This is a genomic window from Brevundimonas sp. UBA7506 (genome assembly GCF_002479495.1).
Lineage (GTDB): Bacteria > Pseudomonadota > Alphaproteobacteria > Caulobacterales > Caulobacteraceae > Brevundimonas.
Window position 1 is genome coordinate 310,455 of the sequence record NZ_DLNQ01000005.1, and the last position, 16,177, is coordinate 326,631.

Here is a 16,177-nt window from a genome sequence, read left to right on the forward strand (position 1 = left end):
AACTCGGGCCAGACTGATTTTGCAGAGATTCCCGCCATGCGCCTGTCGCGCTACTTCCTGCCGACCCTGAAAGAAGCCCCCTCCGACGCCCAGATCGTGTCGCATCAGCTGATGCTGCGCGCGGGCATGATCAAGCAGGAGGCCGCCGGCATCTACGCCTGGCTGCCGCTGGGCCTGCGGGTCCTGCGCAAGATCGAAGGCGTCGTCCGCGAGGAGCAGGTCAAGGCCGGCGCCGTCGAGCTGCTGATGCCGACGCTGCAACTGGCCGACCTGTGGCGTGAGTCTGGGCGCTATGACGCCTATGGTCCCGAGATGCTGCGCATCACCGACCGTCATGAGCGCGAGCTGCTGTACGGGCCGACCAACGAGGAAATGGTCACGGATATCTTCCGGGCCTACGTCAAGAGCTACAAGGCCCTGCCGCTGAACCTCTTCCATATCCAGTGGAAGTTCCGCGACGAGCGCCGTCCGCGCTTCGGCGTCATGCGCGGTCGCGAGTTCCTGATGAAGGACGCCTATTCCTTCGATCTGGACGAGGCTTCGGCCCGCATCGCCTACAAGCGCATGTTCGCCGCCTATCTGAACACCTTCTCGCGCCTGGGCCTGAAGGCCGTGCCGATGCGCGCCGACACCGGCCCGATCGGCGGCGACCTGAGCCACGAGTTCATCGTCCTGGCCGAGACCGGCGAGAGCGAGGTCTTCTGCGACCGCAAGCTGGTCGAGATGGACGCGCCGGGCCACAACCTCAGCGTCGAGCAGTTGGAAGGCGTGTTCAACGAGCGCACGGCCCTCTATGCCGCGACCGAGGAAATGCACGACGCGGCCCAGTTCGAGGCCCAGGCCGCCGAGGGCGACCGCCTGTCGGCGCGCGGCATCGAGGTCGGCCACATCTTCTACTTCGGCACGAAATACTCGGCCCCGATGAAGGCCAAGGTCGCCGGACCGGACGGTCAGGACACCGAGGTCCACATGGGCAGCTACGGCGTCGGCGTGTCGCGCCTGCTGGGCGCCATCATCGAGGCCAGCCACGACGCCGGCGGCATCATCTGGCCGGACTCGGTCGCTCCGTTCGACGTGGTGGTGATCAACCTTCGCGCCAGCGATGAAGCTGTCTCGGCCGCCTGTGAAGAGGCTGTGGCCAAGCTGGAAGCCCTGGGCAAGGACGTCCTCTACGACGACACTGACGAGCGTCCGGGCGGCAAGTTCGCCACCGCTGACCTGATCGGCGTGCCGTGGCAACTGACCATCGGGCCCAAGGGCCTGGCTGACGGCGTGGTCGAACTGAAGCGCCGCGCCACCGGCGAGAAGCAAACCCTGTCGCTCGACGCCGCCCTGGAGCTGCTGACGCAATGACCGACGCCGCGACGGCCTCCACGCCGCCCGCCGTGAAACCCGCCGGTCCCTTCTCCGCCTGGGAGATCGGACTGGCGCTTCGCTACCTTCGCGCCAAGCGCAAGGAGGGCGGGGTCGCCCTGATCGCCATCATCAGCTTCGTCGGCATCATGCTGGCCGTGGCGGTGCTGATCAGCGTGATGAGCATCATGGCCGGCTTCCGCAGCGAACTGCTGGGCCGGATGCTGTCGTTCAACGGGCATATGTATGTCCAGGGGCCGGTGCTCACTTCGCCCGACCGCGAGGCGACGCTGAAGCGGATTTCCGACGTGCCCGGCGTGGTCTCGGTGTCGCCGCTGACAGAATCCCCCGCCATGTTCCGTGCAGGCGGCCAGATGACGGGCGGCGTCGTGCGCGGCGTGCGGCCTCAGGACCTGGCCTCGACCAGGTTCGTCTATGACAGCCTGAAGCCTGAGGAGATCGCATCCTTCGGCCGTGGCGAATACGGCGGCGACAACATTCTGATCGGCAAGGCTCTGGCCGACCAGATGGGGCTGAGAGTCGGTAGCGCCATTTCCATCTATTCGCCGACCGGCGCCGACAGCGCCTTCGGCAATCTGGGCGGTCTGGAAAAGACCTACCGCGTCGGCGGCATCTTCAGCTCAGGCACGGCGGACTACGACCGCGCCTTCATCTTCATGCCTCTGGAACAGGCCCAGCTCTTCTTCGGCAAGGAGGGGGTCTGGGACGTGATCGAGATGAAGGTGGCTGAACCGGACCAGGTCGAGACCCTGCTGACGCCTGTGCAGCAGGCCGCCGGACCCGGCAGCATCGTCACCGACTGGCGGGTCCGTCTGGCCGCCTTCTGGGGCGCGCTGAAGGTCGAGCGCGTCGCCATGAGCATCATTCTGGGCCTGGTCGTCGCCATCGCCGCCATGAACATCATTTCCGGCATCGTCATGCTGGTGAAGAACAAGACCCGCGACATCGCCATCCTGCGTACCGTGGGGGCCAGCCCCTCGTCGATCCTGCGCATATTCTTCGTCTCGGGCGCGGCCATCGGCATCGGCGGCACCATCGCCGGGCTGGTACTGGGCCTGCTGTTCTGTCTGAACATCGGCGCGATCCAGCACTTCCTTGAAGCCCTGTTGGGGGTCCAGCTGTTCAACGCCGACGTTTATATGCTGGACGCCATTCCGGCCCTGGTCGATCCGTGGGACGTGACCTGGGTGGCGCTCTTCTCCTTCTTTATGAGCTGCCTCGCCAGCCTGCCGCCGTCGTGGAACGCGTCGCGGATCGACCCGGTGGAGGCCCTGCGCTTTGAATAGTCCGCTGAACAAGAAACTGACGCTCAGCCTGCGTGGGATCACCCGCACCTATCCGACCGCTTCCGGCGGCCTCACGGTGCTGAAGGGCGTCGATCTGGACATCATGCCGGGCGAGGTCGTGGGCCTGATCGGCCCGTCCGGCTCGGGCAAATCGAGCTTGCTGCACGCCGCCGGTCTGCTGGAACGGCCGACCAGCGGGCAGGTGGTGATCGACGGCGAGGACGTCGGCGGGCTGGACGAGCGGGCGCGCACGCGCCTACGCCTGTCACGGATCGGTTTCGTCTATCAATTCCATCACCTGCTGCCGGAATTTGATGCGCGGGATAATGTGGCCCTGCCGATGCGCATCGCGGGTCATTCCGAGGCTGAGGCGCGTCGCCGGGCCGAGGCCCTGCTGACTAGCCTGGGTCTGGGCGAGCGTTTCACCCACCAGCCGGCCCAACTGTCGGGCGGCGAGCAGCAGCGGGTCGCCATCGCCCGCTCGCTGGCCAACAGCCCGCGCCTGCTGCTGGCTGACGAACCGACCGGCAACCTGGACCCCGCCAACAGCCATGCGGTGTTTGAGGCCCTGCGCGAACTGGCCAAGACCACGGGCGTCGCCGCCCTGATCGCCACCCACAACATGGAGCTGGCCGGCCACATGGACCGCGTCTTCGCCCTGAAGGACGGCCATCTGGAAGAACGCGCCGCCGAGGCCCAGACCTATTAGCCTACCGCGGCGGCACCCCACAGGGCCCGCAGTCGGGCGCTGCGCCCGCAGCCGATGCGGTACGCTTCGTATCGGGCCGGGTGTCGCTTGGCGAAGTCCTGATGCTCGGGACCGGCGGGCCAGAAGCGCATGGCCGGATAGACTGGGGTAAGGAAGCCCGAGCCCTTGGCGCCCAACGCAGCTTGTGCGGCCGCTCGCGACGCCAGCGCCGTCGCCGTCTGGGCCTCGGTGGCATAGACCGCCGAGACGTAGGAGGGGCCCTGATCGCAGACCTGTCCGGTGGCGTCGGTCGGGTCGATTGTGCGCCAGAAGCGGTCGACCAGGGCGCGATAGCTGACCACGGCCGGGTCGAACGTCACCAGCACAACCTCGCGATAGCCCATCCCTCCGCGCACCACCTGCTCATACGTCGGGTTGGGTCGCGTGCCGCCGACAAACCCTGACACCGCCGAGCGCACGCCAGGCAGGCCGTCGAACGCCTTTTCCTCGGTCCAGAAGCAGCCTCCCGCGAAGATCGCCGTCTGAAAGCCGGGCGGGGGCGGCTCCAGCGGCGCGGCGCTGGCGGGCGCTTCGCCCGGTGAACAGGCCGCCGTCAGGATCACGGCGACGAGGGGCAGAAGGCGCGACGACATGGGCGGCTCCTTGAATCTCTGTGTCCTCCAACATGGGAAAGGCGAGGGCGTCTCGCCACGGCGGGGTTTTCATTCGGGCGCTTGCAATGAGAACAAAGGGGGAATATAGAACGTTTCAGGAACAACCGAGCTGGGGATAAACCGATGTCGCGCTGGGTGAGGGATATGCTGTCGCTTGCGTCGTGCGGCGGCTTCGTCTGGATGATCTGGCAGGCGTCTTTCCTGGTGGCGTGATCGCCGCATCGACTCCCTGCATGATCACAGCCCGACCGCATGGCGGTCGGATATGAGAGGTCTCGTCGATCGGGATCAGCGGAGTTTGTGTTGGCGGAAACGACGAATAGTCAGGGCTTTGTCCATCTGCGGGTCCGCAGCGCCTATTCCCTGCTGGAGGGGGCGATCAAGGCCGGCAAGATCGGCAAGATGGCGGCGGACGCTGGAATGCCGGCTGTCGCCGTCGCCGACCGCGCCAATCTGTTCGGCGCTCTGGAGTTCAGTCAGACTGCTAAGGACGCGGGCGTTCAGCCCATCGTGGCCTGCGCCGTGCCGGTGCTGGGCATCGGCGGGCAGATCGCGGAACGCTGGGCCAAGACTCCGACCGTGGTGCTGCTGGTCCAGAACGAGCAGGGGTGGCTCAACCTGTGCGCCCTGTCCTCCGCCGCCTACCTCGACGCGGGCGAAATGTCCGAGCCCGGCGTGCCCTGGGTGCAGGTTGTGGATAAGTCCGAGGGGCTGATCCTGCTGTCGGGCGGTCCCGATGGACCGGTTGATCCCCTTTTCGTCCAGAACAAGCCTGCCGAGGCCCAGGCGGCGCTGGCGGAAATGCAGCGCGTCTTCGGCGACCGCTTCTATGTCGAGCTGCAACGCCATGGCCTGCCGCAGGAGCCGGCGGCGGAGAAGGGCCTGGTCGACTGGGCCTACGCCAACGAGGCGCCCTTGGTCGCCACCAACGACGTCTATTACGCCAAGGCGGCGCAGGCGAAGTCGCACGACGCCTTGCTGTGCATCTCCGACGGCGCCTTCACCGGTCAGGAAGACCGGCGCCGCATCACCGGCGAGCACTGGTTCAAGACGGCCGAGGTCATGCGGACCCTGTTCGCGGACCTGCCCGAGGCCTGCGACAACACTATCGACATCGCCCGTCGCTGCGCCTTCCTGGTCCAGACCCGGGCGCCGATCCTGCCGCGCTTCGACACTGGGGCCGGGCGCTCCGAGGCCGACGAACTGGCGCACCAGGCGCGCGAAGGGCTGAAGCTAAGGCTTGAGAAGAACAAGGCCTATGCGCCCGAGGAAGACTACTGGAACCGTCTCGAATGGGAGGTGGGGATCATCCAGCAGATGGGGTTCCCCGGCTACTTCCTGATCGTTTCGGACTTCATCAAGTGGGCCAAGGTGCACGGCATTCCGGTGGGGCCGGGGCGGGGCTCCGGCGCCGGCTCGCTGGTGGCCTGGTCGCTGACCATCACCGATCTGGACCCGCTGCGGTTCGGCCTGCTGTTCGAGCGGTTCCTGAACCCCGAACGGGTCTCCATGCCCGATTTCGACATCGATTTCTGCCAGGAGCGGCGGGAAGAGGTGATCGACTACGTGCAGGACCACTACGGCAAGGACCGGGTGGCCCAGATCATCACCTTCGGCACCCTGCAGGCGCGGGCCGTGCTGCGCGACGTCGGTCGGGTGCTGCAGATGCCGCTGGGGCAGGTGGACCGGCTCTGCAAGATGGTGCCGAACAACCCGGCCAACCCGGTGACCCTGGCCCAGGCGATCGATCTGGAGCCGCGCCTGAAGGAGGCGCGCGACGCCGAACCGGCGGTCAAGACCCTGCTGGAAACGGCGCTGGAGCTGGAGGGGCTGTATCGTAACGCCTCGACCCACGCCGCCGGCATCGTCATCGGCGACCGGCCGCTGACCGAGCTGGTGCCGCTCTATCAGGACCCGCGATCGACCATTCCGGCCAGCCAGTTCAACATGAAGTGGGTCGAGCCGGCGGGTCTGGTGAAGTTCGACTTCCTGGGCCTGAAGACCCTGACGGTGCTGGACCGGGCGCGCGAGTATCTGGAACGGCGCGGCGCGGCGCCGGAATGGAACCTGCTGCCGCTGGACGACCCCAAGACCTATGAGCTGATGGCCTCGGGCCAGACGGTCGGGGTGTTCCAGCTGGAATCCCAGGGCATGCGCGACACCCTGCGCAAGATGCGCTGCGGATCCATCGAGGAAATCACCGCTCTGATCTCCCTTTACCGGCCGGGGCCGATGGAGATGATCGACACCTATATCGACCGGAAATTCGGCCGGGCCGAGGTGGACTATCTGCACCCCAGCCTGAAGGAGGTTCTGACCGAGACCTACGGCGTCATCATCTACCAGGAACAGGTGATGAAGATCGCCCAGATCCTGGCGGGCTACAGCCTGGGTGAAGCCGACCTTCTGCGCCGCGCCATGGGCAAGAAGAAGAAGGAGGAGATGGATTTCCAGCGCCTCCGCTTCGTCAAGGGCGCGTCCGAGAAGTCCGTGCCGGAGGCCCAGTCGGGCTCCATCTTCGACCTGGTGGCCAAGTTCGCGGGCTACGGCTTCAACAAGTCGCACGCCGCCGCCTATGCCCTGATCTCGTTCCAGACGGGCTGGCTTAAGGCCAATCATCCGGTCGAGTTCTTCGCCGCCTCGATGAGCCTCGACCTGTCGAACACCGACAAGCTGGCGGTCTTCTATCAGGACTGCCGGCGGTTCGAGATCCCGGTGCTGGCTCCTGACATCAACCGGTCCTCCGCCGACTTCGACGTGGCGTGGAAGGACGGGCAGGGCAGCGTGCTTTACGCCCTGGGCGCCATCCGCAACGTGGGTCTGGAGGCGATGAAGCACGTCGTCGAGGTGCGCGATGCAGGCGGGCCGTTCGCCGACATCTTCGACTTCCTGGAGCGGGTCGATCCCAAGGCGGTCAACAAGCGGGCGCTGGAAGGTCTGGCCAAGGCCGGGGCATTCGACAGCCTGAACCCCAATCGCCGCCAGTTGTTCGAACAGGCTGACACCCTGATCGCCTATTGCCAGAGCGTCGCCGCCGAGCGCGCCTCGTCGCAGGTCAGCCTGTTCGGCGCGGATCAGGCGGGGGCCGCGCGGCCACGCCTGAAGAGCGTCGAGCCCTGGGCCGGGCCTGACAAGCTGGATCAGGAGTTGGCGGCGGTCGGCTTCTACCTGTCGGGCCACCCCCTGGAGGATCTGACCCCGGCGCTGAAACGCAAGCGCGTGACCTTCGTGGCCGAGGCGCAGGGCCTGGCCGAGGCGGGGCACGAGGCCTTCCTTATGGCGGGCGTCGTGCGTCGTCGTCAGGAGCGAGCAAGCGCCAAGAGCGGCGAAAAGTTCGCCTTCGTCACCTTCTCGGACCCGACGGGGGAATTCGAATGCCTGTTCCCGCCGGAACAGCTGCGGCGCTGCCGGGACATCCTCGAGGTCGGCGCTTCGGTCCTGGTCAAGGTGCGGGCCAAGTCGGCGGACGGCGAGGTGCGCTTCTTCGGCGATGACGCCAGCCGGATGGAGACCCTGCTGGACGACACCCAGATCGGCTTGCGGGTGGTGCTGTCGGCGCAGTCGGCCGACGCCGAGGCGCTGAAGGCGCGTCTGGATCGGGCCCGGGCCCAGGGCAAGGGCGGCGAGGTCTGGCTTCAGGCCACGCTGGGCGGGCGCACTGAGATCGAGATCAAGCTGCCGGGTCGTTATCGACTGGATGCGGCCCTGCGCGGGGCGTTGAAGTCAGCGCCGGGCGTTGTGATGCTGGAGGACGCCTGATGAGCGAGGGGCTGGTCATGAAGAATGCGCGCGGGACCTTTGAGGTCGTCATCACCCCGGTCCAGCCGGCGGAGGGCGCCGCCTCGGACGCGCCGGGACGCATGCTTCTGGCCAAGACCTTTCACGGCGACCTGACGGGAACCGCCGCTGGCGAGATGCTGGCGACCATGAGCCCCGAGCGGTCGGGCGCCTATGTCGCCATCGACCGGGTGCACGGCGCAATCGACGGGCGCGAGGGAGCCTTCACTCTGGTGCATCGCGGTCTGATGGATCGAGGCGCGCAGGAACTGCTGATCACCATCGTGCCGGGATCGGGGGCAGGGGAACTGACGGGGATCGCCGGGGTCTTTCACCTGACGATCGTGGACGGCGTCCACAACTACGATCTGGAATACAGTCTGCCGACATCCTGAGGGAGGAGAGCGAACATGGCCGTGCACAAGGGATCCTGCCACTGCGGCGCGGTGGCCTATGAGGTCGAGGTCGGGCTGGAGGGCCTGATCGAGTGCAACTGTTCGCACTGTTACCGAAAGGGCTTTGTCCTGGCCTTCGCGCCGCGAGCTGCATTCCGGCTGACAGCGGGGGAGGAGGCGACGACCTCCTACTTCTTCAACCACCACAAGATCGACCATCGCTTCTGCAGGACCTGCGGAGTTCAGCCCTTCGGTTACGGCGTGGCGCCCGACGGGTCCGAGGTGGCGGCGATCAATGTGCGGACCCTGACGGATGTGGAACCGTGGGGCTGGACCGCCAAGCGCGTGGATGGGCGCAGCTTCTGACTGATTGGCTTGCCTTTTCCGATCAATCCGCCTAGAGAGCGCGCGCACTTCGCACGTGGGCGTGGCGCGGTCCGGGGAGACATCCCGGTCTGCACCGTTCCGAGGGACCGCCCGGTCCTTTTACTCGCTCACGCTAGGTTTGATCGGAAAAAGGATACAACGATCATGGCTCTGCCTGAATTCTCGATGCGTACGCTGCTGGAAGCTGGCGCTCACTTCGGCCACCAGACGCACCGCTGGAACCCGAAGATGGACCGCTACATCTTCGGCTCGCGCTCGAACATCCACATCATCGACCTGTCGCAGACGATGCCGCTGCTGCACCAGGCCCTGGTCGCCGTTCGCGACGTCGCCGCCAAGGGCGGTCGCGTCCTGTTCGTCGGCACCAAGCGCCAGGCCGCCGGCCCGGTCGCCGAAGCCGCCACGCGCTGCGCCCAGTACTACATGAACAACCGCTGGCTCGGCGGCACGCTGACCAACTGGCGCACCGTCTCGGGTTCGATCGCCCGCCTGCGCGAGCTGGAAACCGTCCTGGCCGCCGGCGGCGAAGGCCGCGTCAAGAAAGAGCTGCTGAACCTGCAGCGCGAGAAGGACAAGCTTGAGCTGTCGCTGGGTGGCATCAAGGACATGGGTTCGATTCCGGACATCATGTTCGTCATCGACACCAACAAAGAGTCGATCGCGATCCAGGAAGCCCGCAAGCTGAACATCCCGATCATCGCCATCCTGGACACCAACTCGGATCCGGACGGCATCACCTACCCGGTCCCGGGCAACGACGACGCCGCCCGCGCCATCCAGACCTACTGCGACCTGATCGCCGACGCCGTCCTGGACGGCCTGGCCGCCGGTGCTTCGGCCTCGGGCATCGATCTGGGCGCTTCGGAAGCTCCGGTCGAGCCGATGCTGCGTGAAGCCGCTGCTCCGGCCGCTGCTGAAGCCGCTCCGGCCGGCACGGAAGGCGCTGCAGAAGAACTGCTCGCGACGACTGAAGAAAAGGTCGAGGGCTAAACGTCCTCGGGGTCTGATCGGTGATTGGACCTACGCCAAACTGACATGCGGCCGGGCTATTCAAGCCCGGCCGCTCATTTGAATTTCCAGGAGAAGAACATGGCCGAGATCACTGCCGCCCTCGTGAAGGAGCTTCGCGAGCGTTCGGGCGTCGGCATGATGGACTGCAAGAAGGCGCTGGTTGAGAACAACGGCGACATCGACGCGGCCATCGACTGGCTGCGCGCCAAGGGCCTGTCCAAGGCCGCCAAGAAGGCCGACCGCGTCGCCGCTGAAGGCCTGGTCGCCGTCGCCGTCCGCGCCGAAGGCAAGGGCGAAGTCGCCGCCGCCATCGAGTTCAACGCGGAAACCGATTTCGTCGCCCGCAACGACCTGTTCCAGAACGCCGCCAAGTCGTTCGCCCAACTGGGCCTGCACCACGACGGCGTCGACGCCATCCACGGCGCGACCCTGGAAAACGGCCGCACGGTTCAGGACGAAGTGACCCAGCTGATCGCCACCATCGGCGAGAACATGCAACTGCGCCGCGCCGCTCGTCTGGCCGTTGATGAAGGCGTGGTTTCGACCTACGTCCACAACGCCGTCTCGCCGGGCGTCGGCCGCATCGGCGTGCTGGTGGCCCTGGAAGGCGAAGGCGACCAGGAAGCCCTGCGCGAACTGGGCCGCAAGATCGCCATGCATGTCGCCGCCACGGCGCCGCTGTCGCTGAACACCGACGATCTGGACCCGGCCGCCATCGAGAAGGAACGTGCCGTTCTGATCGAAAAGGCCAAGGAAGAAGGTCGCCCCGACAACATGATCGAGAAGATCGTCGAGGGTCAGATCAACAAGTTCCAGAAGGACGTGGTGCTGTCGAAGCAGCCGTTCGTCATGGACCCCGACGTGACCATCGAACAACTGGTCGCCAACTCGGGCAAGGAACTGGGCTCTTCGAACCTGCGTCTGGCCGGCTTCGTCCGTCTGGCCCTGGGTGAAGGCGTCGAGAAGGTCGAGACCCCTGACTTCGCGGCCGAAGTGGCCTCGATGACCGGCGGCAACTAACACCGAAGTTTCTTCCTGAAAGGGAAGAATTTTCAAAAGGGCGCGTTCGGCTTTGATGGCCGGCGCGCCCTTCGTCTATGATGAGCCGCCGATTCACCTCGCGCGGATGCGTAACCCCTGTATCCACGGACCCATACCCATGCCTGACGCCCCTTCCGACTTCCGATACAAGCGCGTCCTGCTGAAGGTCTCGGGCGAGGTCCTGATGGGGGATCAGTCCTACGGCATCGACATGAAGACGGTGGATGTCGTGGCGGCGGCCGTGGCGCGGGTGGCGCGCGAAGGCGTGGAGATTTGCCTCGTCATCGGCGGCGGCAACATCTTCCGCGGCCTGTCGAAGGCGGCAGAGGGCATGGATCGCGCCAACGCTGACTACATGGGCATGCTGGCCACCATCATGAACGCCCTGGCCATGCAGGGCGCGCTCGAGAAGATCGGCGTCGATACGCGGGTCCAGAGCGCCATTCCCATGGCCGCCATCGCCGAGCCTTACATTCGTCGTCGCGCCATGCGGCACCTGGAAAAGGGACGGGTGGTGATTTTCGCCGCCGGCGTAGGCGCTCCCTTCTTCACGACCGACTCGGGCGCCGCCCTGCGCGCCGCGGAAATGGGCTGCGACGCCCTGCTGAAGGGCACCAGCGTGGACGGCGTCTATACCGCCGATCCCAAGAAGGATCCGAACGCCACGCGCTATGAGACGCTGACCTATCAGGAGGTCCTGGCCAAGGACCTGCGCGTCATGGACGCCTCGGCCATCGCCCTGATGCGCGACAGCGACATTCCGATCGTCGTCTTCTCGATCCGTGAGGAAGACTCGCTGCGCAAGACCCTGCGCGGCGACGGCACCTTCACCGTCATCACCAACAAGGCCGCGTAAGCGGCTCTCGCTCCGAACGACCAGACCAAGGAACCACCATGGCCAAGCCCGACCTCAAGACCTACCGGGACCGGATGGACAAGTCCGTCGCCTCGCTGAAGGAAGACTACGCCGGGCTGCGGACGGGTCGGGCCAATGCGGGCCTTCTCGACCCTGTCCAGGTCGAGGCCTATGGCTCGACGTCGCCGCTGAACGCTGTGGCCGCCATCAGCGTGCCCGAGCCGCGCATGATCTCGGTCAACGTCTGGGACAAGGGCATGGTGGGACCGGTCGAGAAGGCTGTTCGCGCCGCCGGTCTGGGCCTGAACCCGATCGTGGACGGTCAGACCCTGCGCATTCCGGTTCCGCCGCTGACCGAAGAGCGCCGCAAGGATCTGGTCAAGCTGGCCGGCAAGTACGCAGAACAGCAGAAGATCGCCGTGCGCAACGTGCGCCGCGACGCTAATGACGATCTCAAGAAGGCTGAAAAGGCCGCCGAGATCAGCCAGGACGAACAGAAGAAGATGGAAGCCGAGGTCCAGAAGGACACCGACGCGGCCATCAAGCGCATTGACGAGGCCTTGAAGGCCAAGGAAGTCGAGATCATGCAGGTCTGACGCAGCTTCGCGTCGGGAGGGATCTTAACAATGTCGGCCGAGACCGTCGCCACGGCGCCTGAGAAGGGGCCTCGTCACGTCGCCCTGATCATGGACGGCAACGGTCGCTGGGCCGAGCGTCGCGGTTTGCCGCGCGTCATGGGTCACCGCGAGGGGGTCCAGGCGCTGCGTCGCACCATCAAGGCGGCGCCGGATTTCGGCATCCGCTGTCTGACCGTGTTCGGCTTCTCGACCGAAAACTGGAGCCGGCCAGCGGACGAGGTGTCGGACCTGATGGGTCTGGTGCGGGCCTTTGTCGGCAGCGATCTGAAGCGTCTGGACGAGGCGGGCGTGTGCATTCGCGTCCTGGGTCGTCGCAAGGGTCTGCCCAGCGATATCGCCGCCATCGTCGATCGCGCCGAAGCGCAGACGGCGCACAATATGGCCTTCCTGCTGCAGGTGGCTTTCAACTACGGCGGCCGGGCGGATCTCGTCGATGCGGCGCAGCGGCTGGTCGATCAGGCTCGCGCCGGACAGTTTGACGGTGACGTCACCGAGGAGGACCTCGGTGCTGGGCTGTCGACGGCAGGTGCCCCGCCGGTCGATCTGATCGTGCGGACTTCCGGCGAGCAGCGGCTGTCCAACTTCCTGCTGTGGGAAGCCGCCTATGCCGAACTGGTATTCCAGGACATCCTGTGGCCCGACTACGGGGGCGAGGCGCTGGGCGAGGCGGTGTCGGTATTTGGCAATCGTGAGCGTAGATTTGGCGGGCGCGACGCCTCGCCGGACGTGACCGCTGCGAAGACGGCGGCGGGCTGATGGCGTTGAAGATCGGTGACATCGGGCTGAGAGCGGCCTCGGCCGTGGTGCTTGCGCCGGCGGCGGTGCTGGCCACCTGGGCAGGCGGCGGCTGGTTCTGCGCCCTGGTGGTGGCGGCTTGCGGCCTGCTGGCGTTCGAGTGGGCGCGGATGAGCGCGCCGCGCTTCTGGCGTTCGGTCGGCACGGCCGTGGCCCTGGCTCTGATCATCGCCGTGGTCGCGGCGCACATCGGGCAGATGTCACTGGCGCTGGTGTTGCTGGTCTTCGGCGCTCTGGCGGCGGGATTGTTCGCGAGATCGCGCGGCGCCGAGGCGCTGGACGCGGCCTATGGCGTTCTCTACCTCGGCTGGCCGTGCGTCCTGCTGATCTGGCTGCGCGATTTGAACGACGCGCAGGGCCTCTACTGGACCGTTCTGGTCTTCGCCGTGGCTTGGGCCTCGGACATTCTGGCCTATCTGGTGGGCAGCGCCGTAGGCGGGCCCAAGCTGTGGCCGCGCTTTTCGCCCAACAAGACCTGGTCCGGCTTTATTGGCGGCCTGCTGGCTGGGATGATCGCCGGCGCCGCCATGGCGGGCTGGCTGGAAATGGGCCGATTGAACGTCTTCTGGGGCGGCGTCCTGGGTCTGGCGGCAGCTCTGGCCACCATGGCGGGCGATCTGTGGGAATCGGCGCTGAAGCGTCGCTTCGGGGTCAAGGATGCGGGCAACATCATTCCCGGCCACGGCGGCCTGCTGGATCGAGTCGACGGCCTGATGTTCGCGGTCGTGGTCGTGGCGGCTGGACGCGTCATCGTCCTCATGCTGGGGCAGGGCGCATGATCGCCCGCAAGGTCAGCGTGCTGGGTTCGACCGGCTCGGTCGGAACGTCGACGCTGGACCTGATGGCCCAGGCCGAGGCGGCCGGATCCGGTGCGTTTCAGGTCGAGGTGCTGACCGGCAGCAATAATATCGCGCGTCTGGCCGAACAGGCCCGACGTTGGCGACCCAGGCTGGCCGTGACGGCTGATCCGGCCCGTCTGTCGGAACTGCGCGACGCCCTGGCGGGGACCGAAATCGAGGCCGCTGCTGGCCCTGAAGCCATCGTCGAAGCCGCCACCCGGCCCGTGGACTGGGTCATGGCCTCCATCGTGGGGTCGGCGGGCCTGCGCTCGGCCTGGGCCGCGGCGGGCACCGGCGCGACCCTGGCTTTGGCCAACAAGGAAAGTCTGGTCTGCTGCGGCCCGGCGCTGATCGAGCGGGTCAAGCGCAGCGGCGGCAAGCTGATCCCTGTCGATTCCGAACATTCCGCCATATTCCAGGTCTTTCCGGCCGAGGCGCCCGAGCAGGTCTCGAAGCTGGTGCTGACGGCGTCGGGTGGGCCTTTTCGCACCTTGCCGCGCGAGGCCATGGGCCGGATCACGCCGGAGCAGGCCGTGGCCCATCCGAACTGGAGCATGGGCGCCAAGATTTCGGTCGACAGCGCCACCATGGCCAACAAGGGTCTGGAACTGATCGAGGCGGCTTATCTGTTCGCCATGAGCGGCGACCGGATCGACGTCGTGGTTCACCCGGAATCAATCATCCACAGCCTTGTGGAATATGTGGATGGTTCGACCCTGGCCCAGATGGGTCCGCCGGACATGAAGACGCCGATCGCCTGCGCCTTGGCCTGGCCGGACCGCATGGCCTGGCCCGCGCCCAGGCTGGATCTGGCCGGTTTGGGTCGTTTGACCTTCGAGGCGCCCGATATGGCGCGGTTCCCAGCCCTGCGGTTGGCGCGCGAGGCCCTGGCGGCGGGCGGCGTGGCGCCCATCGTCTTCAATGCGGCCAATGAAGTCGCGGCCCTGGCCTTCCTTGACCGTCGGCTGGGCTTTCTCAATATTGCCGCAGTCGTCGCGGACACCTTGGAGCGTGCGACGAACGCGGGGATGGATTCCGGGTCCGACGACGCCTGCGACGCGGCTTTGGCCGTGGACGCGGCGGCTCGACGGATCGCGAACGACATTATCGCTTCGCTCGCGATTGCTGCCTGAGGGCGACGGAGACAGTGACCGGCATGCTAGGAATTATCGGGCAAGCCCTAATCTATGTCGTGCCGTTCCTGCTGGTGCTGACCCTGGTCGTCACTGTTCACGAACTGGGACACTTTCTGACGGCCCGCGCCTTCGGCGTGAAGATGGAGCGCTTCTCCATCGGTTTCGGCCGCGCCATCTTCCAGCGTACCGACAAGCACGGCGTTGAATGGCGTCTGGGCTGGCTGCCGCTGGGCGGTTACGTCAAGTTCGCCGGTGATCTGGACGCGACGGGCGTGCCGGACAAGGCCGGGCTGGATGCGCTGAAGAAGGCAGTCGTGGCCGAGCATGGTCACGGCGCCGAGAGGGATTACCTGTATTTCAAGCCCTTGTGGCAGCGCGCCCTAGTCGTTGCTGGCGGCCCATTCGCCAATTTCGTGCTGGCCATCTTCATCTTCACCCTGTTGTTCAGCCTGGTGGGCGTCGAACTCCGTCCCGCGCGGGTCGTGCAGGTGCAGCCGGAATCGCCGGCTGCAGCCGCCGGTTTCCTGCCCGGCGACCTCATCACCCGCGTCAACGGCAAGCTGATCGCCGACGGCGGCGAGGTCACGCGCGTGGTGGCCCTGAGCAGCGGCGATCCGGTGGCCTTCACGGTCGAGCGCGCCGGCACCGAAGTTCAGCTGACCGCCACGCCTGAGCGTCGGGTCGAGAACGACCCCATCGCCGGTCGGGTGTCGATCGGCCGCGTCGGGCTGGGCCTTGGCTCCAGTCGCGATGAGGTGCGCCATGTCCGCTATGGGCCGATCGCCGCCATGGGGCAGGGGGTCAAGGAAACGGGCGCTATCCTGAGCACCACCTTCACCTATATCGGTCGGATCTTCAGCGGTCGTGAATCGGGCGATCAGTTCAGCGGCCCCCTGGGTATCGCCAAGGCTTCTGGCGCCCTGACCAACGCCGCGGTGGCCGCCAATCCTGATCCCGTGGCAATGGCGGGAAATCTCCTGCTGACGCTGACCAGCTTCGCCGCCATACTTTCGGTCGGAATCGGCTTTCTAAATCTGATGCCGGTTCCGGTGTTGGATGGGGGGCATCTGATGTTCTACGCCTATGAGGCGGTGGCGCGCAGGCCCGTGGCGGCCAGGGTTCAGGAGGCGGGATATCGTGTCGGTCTTGCTTTGCTGGCCAGTTTAATGTTGTTCGCGACCTGGAACGACCTGCAGAAACTCAATCTCTTCAAATTCCTCGGCGGGCTCGTCTCGTGAGCCGACGCCAGCCCCCGATGGTTCCCCGAATGATTCAGAACG

15 protein-coding genes are annotated in these 16,177 nt (G+C 66.2%); 14 read left to right on the top strand and 1 reads right to left on the bottom strand.

All coding sequences use genetic code 11. The features are described 5' to 3' along the window. Positions 1 to 36 precede the first annotated feature (36 nt). Genes proS through B3K53_RS03330 form a run of 3 tightly spaced genes read left to right on the top strand, consistent with a single transcriptional unit; the run spans position 37 to position 3,369 of the window. A complete protein-coding gene (gene proS, locus B3K53_RS03320) occupies positions 37 to 1,353 on the top strand; it encodes a proline--tRNA ligase (RefSeq protein WP_292082662.1) in 1,317 nt (438 codons plus the stop codon). Further along, positions 1,350 to 2,660, top strand: a complete 1,311-nt coding sequence (locus B3K53_RS03325) for a lipoprotein-releasing ABC transporter permease subunit (RefSeq protein WP_292082663.1) — start codon at positions 1,350 to 1,352, stop codon at positions 2,658 to 2,660. Before proS ends, B3K53_RS03325 begins: the two co-directional genes overlap by 4 nt. Beyond that, positions 2,653 to 3,369 carry an ABC transporter ATP-binding protein gene (locus B3K53_RS03330; protein WP_292082664.1) on the top strand — a complete coding sequence of 239 codons (717 nt, stop codon included), beginning with the start codon at positions 2,653 to 2,655 and terminating at the stop codon, positions 3,367 to 3,369. Before B3K53_RS03325 ends, B3K53_RS03330 begins: the two co-directional genes overlap by 8 nt. Here B3K53_RS03330 and msrA read toward each other — a convergent pair. Next, positions 3,366 to 4,001 carry a peptide-methionine (S)-S-oxide reductase MsrA gene (gene msrA, locus B3K53_RS03335; RefSeq protein WP_292082665.1) on the bottom strand — a complete coding sequence of 212 codons (636 nt, stop codon included), beginning with the start codon at positions 3,999 to 4,001 and terminating at the stop codon, positions 3,366 to 3,368. The two genes, B3K53_RS03330 and msrA, sit on opposite strands and share 4 nt — an antisense overlap. Before the next feature lie 324 nt (positions 4,002 to 4,325). On the opposite strand from msrA, the gene dnaE reads away from it, so the two are divergent. From dnaE to B3K53_RS03390, 11 genes are all read left to right on the top strand, one after another. Next, positions 4,326 to 7,781: a DNA polymerase III subunit alpha gene (gene dnaE / locus B3K53_RS03340; protein WP_292082666.1), complete on the top strand. Its 3,456-nt coding sequence runs from the start codon at positions 4,326 to 4,328 to the stop codon at positions 7,779 to 7,781. Next, positions 7,781 to 8,194, top strand: coding sequence for a DUF3224 domain-containing protein (locus tag B3K53_RS03345; protein WP_292082667.1), 414 nt, complete (start codon positions 7,781 to 7,783; stop codon positions 8,192 to 8,194). The genes dnaE and B3K53_RS03345 overlap by 1 nt, the downstream gene beginning before the upstream one ends. 15 nt (positions 8,195 to 8,209) lie before the next feature. After that, on the top strand, positions 8,210 to 8,560 hold the full coding sequence (locus B3K53_RS03350; protein ID WP_292082668.1) for a GFA family protein: 351 nt from the start codon (positions 8,210 to 8,212) through the stop codon (positions 8,558 to 8,560). Positions 8,561 to 8,725: 165 nt separating this feature from the next. Then, positions 8,726 to 9,571 carry a 30S ribosomal protein S2 gene (rpsB, locus tag B3K53_RS03355; RefSeq protein WP_292082669.1) on the top strand — a complete coding sequence of 282 codons (846 nt, stop codon included), beginning with the start codon at positions 8,726 to 8,728 and terminating at the stop codon, positions 9,569 to 9,571. A gap of 99 nt (positions 9,572 to 9,670) precedes the next feature. Beyond that, on the top strand, positions 9,671 to 10,612 hold the full coding sequence (tsf, locus tag B3K53_RS03360; RefSeq protein WP_292082670.1) for a translation elongation factor Ts: 942 nt from the start codon (positions 9,671 to 9,673) through the stop codon (positions 10,610 to 10,612). Positions 10,613 to 10,751: 139 nt separating this feature from the next. After that, positions 10,752 to 11,489 (top strand): UMP kinase, encoded by a 738-nt coding sequence (pyrH, locus tag B3K53_RS03365; protein WP_292082671.1) that lies wholly within the window; start codon positions 10,752 to 10,754, stop codon positions 11,487 to 11,489. Between the two features lie 38 nt (positions 11,490 to 11,527). Then, entirely contained in the window at positions 11,528 to 12,085 is a 558-nt protein-coding gene (gene frr, locus B3K53_RS03370; protein WP_292082673.1) for a ribosome recycling factor, read from the top strand. Positions 12,086 to 12,115: 30 nt separating this feature from the next. Beyond that, the gene (uppS, locus tag B3K53_RS03375; protein ID WP_292082674.1) at positions 12,116 to 12,883 is read left to right on the top strand and encodes a polyprenyl diphosphate synthase; all 768 of its coding nucleotides are present in this window, start codon (positions 12,116 to 12,118) and stop codon (positions 12,881 to 12,883) included. After that, positions 12,883 to 13,701: a phosphatidate cytidylyltransferase gene (locus B3K53_RS03380; protein ID WP_292082675.1), complete on the top strand. Its 819-nt coding sequence runs from the start codon at positions 12,883 to 12,885 to the stop codon at positions 13,699 to 13,701. The genes uppS and B3K53_RS03380 overlap by 1 nt, the downstream gene beginning before the upstream one ends. Further along, positions 13,698 to 14,894, top strand: coding sequence for a 1-deoxy-D-xylulose-5-phosphate reductoisomerase (gene dxr / locus B3K53_RS03385; protein WP_292082676.1), 1,197 nt, complete (start codon positions 13,698 to 13,700; stop codon positions 14,892 to 14,894). Before B3K53_RS03380 ends, dxr begins: the two co-directional genes overlap by 4 nt. Positions 14,895 to 14,917: 23 nt before the next feature. Next, positions 14,918 to 16,135, top strand: coding sequence for a M50 family metallopeptidase (locus B3K53_RS03390; protein ID WP_292082677.1), 1,218 nt, complete (start codon positions 14,918 to 14,920; stop codon positions 16,133 to 16,135). Positions 16,136 to 16,177: the final 42 nt, after the last annotated feature.

Bases quoted from the DNA above. Each gene is read 5' to 3' on its own strand.
- proS (WP_292082662.1), top strand. From the start codon at position 37: ATGCGCCTGTCGCGCTACTTCCTGCCGACCCTGAAAGAAGCCCCCTCC.
- B3K53_RS03325 (WP_292082663.1), top strand. From the start codon at position 1,350: ATGACCGACGCCGCGACGGCCTCCACGCCGCCCGCCGTGAAACCCGCC.
- msrA (WP_292082665.1), bottom strand. From the start codon at position 4,001: ATGTCGTCGCGCCTTCTGCCCCTCGTCGCCGTGATCCTGACGGCGGCC.
- B3K53_RS03345 (WP_292082667.1), top strand. From the start codon at position 7,781: ATGAGCGAGGGGCTGGTCATGAAGAATGCGCGCGGGACCTTTGAGGTC.
- B3K53_RS03350 (WP_292082668.1), top strand. From the start codon at position 8,210: ATGGCCGTGCACAAGGGATCCTGCCACTGCGGCGCGGTGGCCTATGAG.
- rpsB (WP_292082669.1), top strand. From the start codon at position 8,726: ATGGCTCTGCCTGAATTCTCGATGCGTACGCTGCTGGAAGCTGGCGCT.
- tsf (WP_292082670.1), top strand. From the start codon at position 9,671: ATGGCCGAGATCACTGCCGCCCTCGTGAAGGAGCTTCGCGAGCGTTCG.
- pyrH (WP_292082671.1), top strand. From the start codon at position 10,752: ATGCCTGACGCCCCTTCCGACTTCCGATACAAGCGCGTCCTGCTGAAG.
- frr (WP_292082673.1), top strand. From the start codon at position 11,528: ATGGCCAAGCCCGACCTCAAGACCTACCGGGACCGGATGGACAAGTCC.
- uppS (WP_292082674.1), top strand. From the start codon at position 12,116: ATGTCGGCCGAGACCGTCGCCACGGCGCCTGAGAAGGGGCCTCGTCAC.
- B3K53_RS03380 (WP_292082675.1), top strand. From the start codon at position 12,883: ATGGCGTTGAAGATCGGTGACATCGGGCTGAGAGCGGCCTCGGCCGTG.
- dxr (WP_292082676.1), top strand. From the start codon at position 13,698: ATGATCGCCCGCAAGGTCAGCGTGCTGGGTTCGACCGGCTCGGTCGGA.
- B3K53_RS03390 (WP_292082677.1), top strand. From the start codon at position 14,918: ATGCTAGGAATTATCGGGCAAGCCCTAATCTATGTCGTGCCGTTCCTG.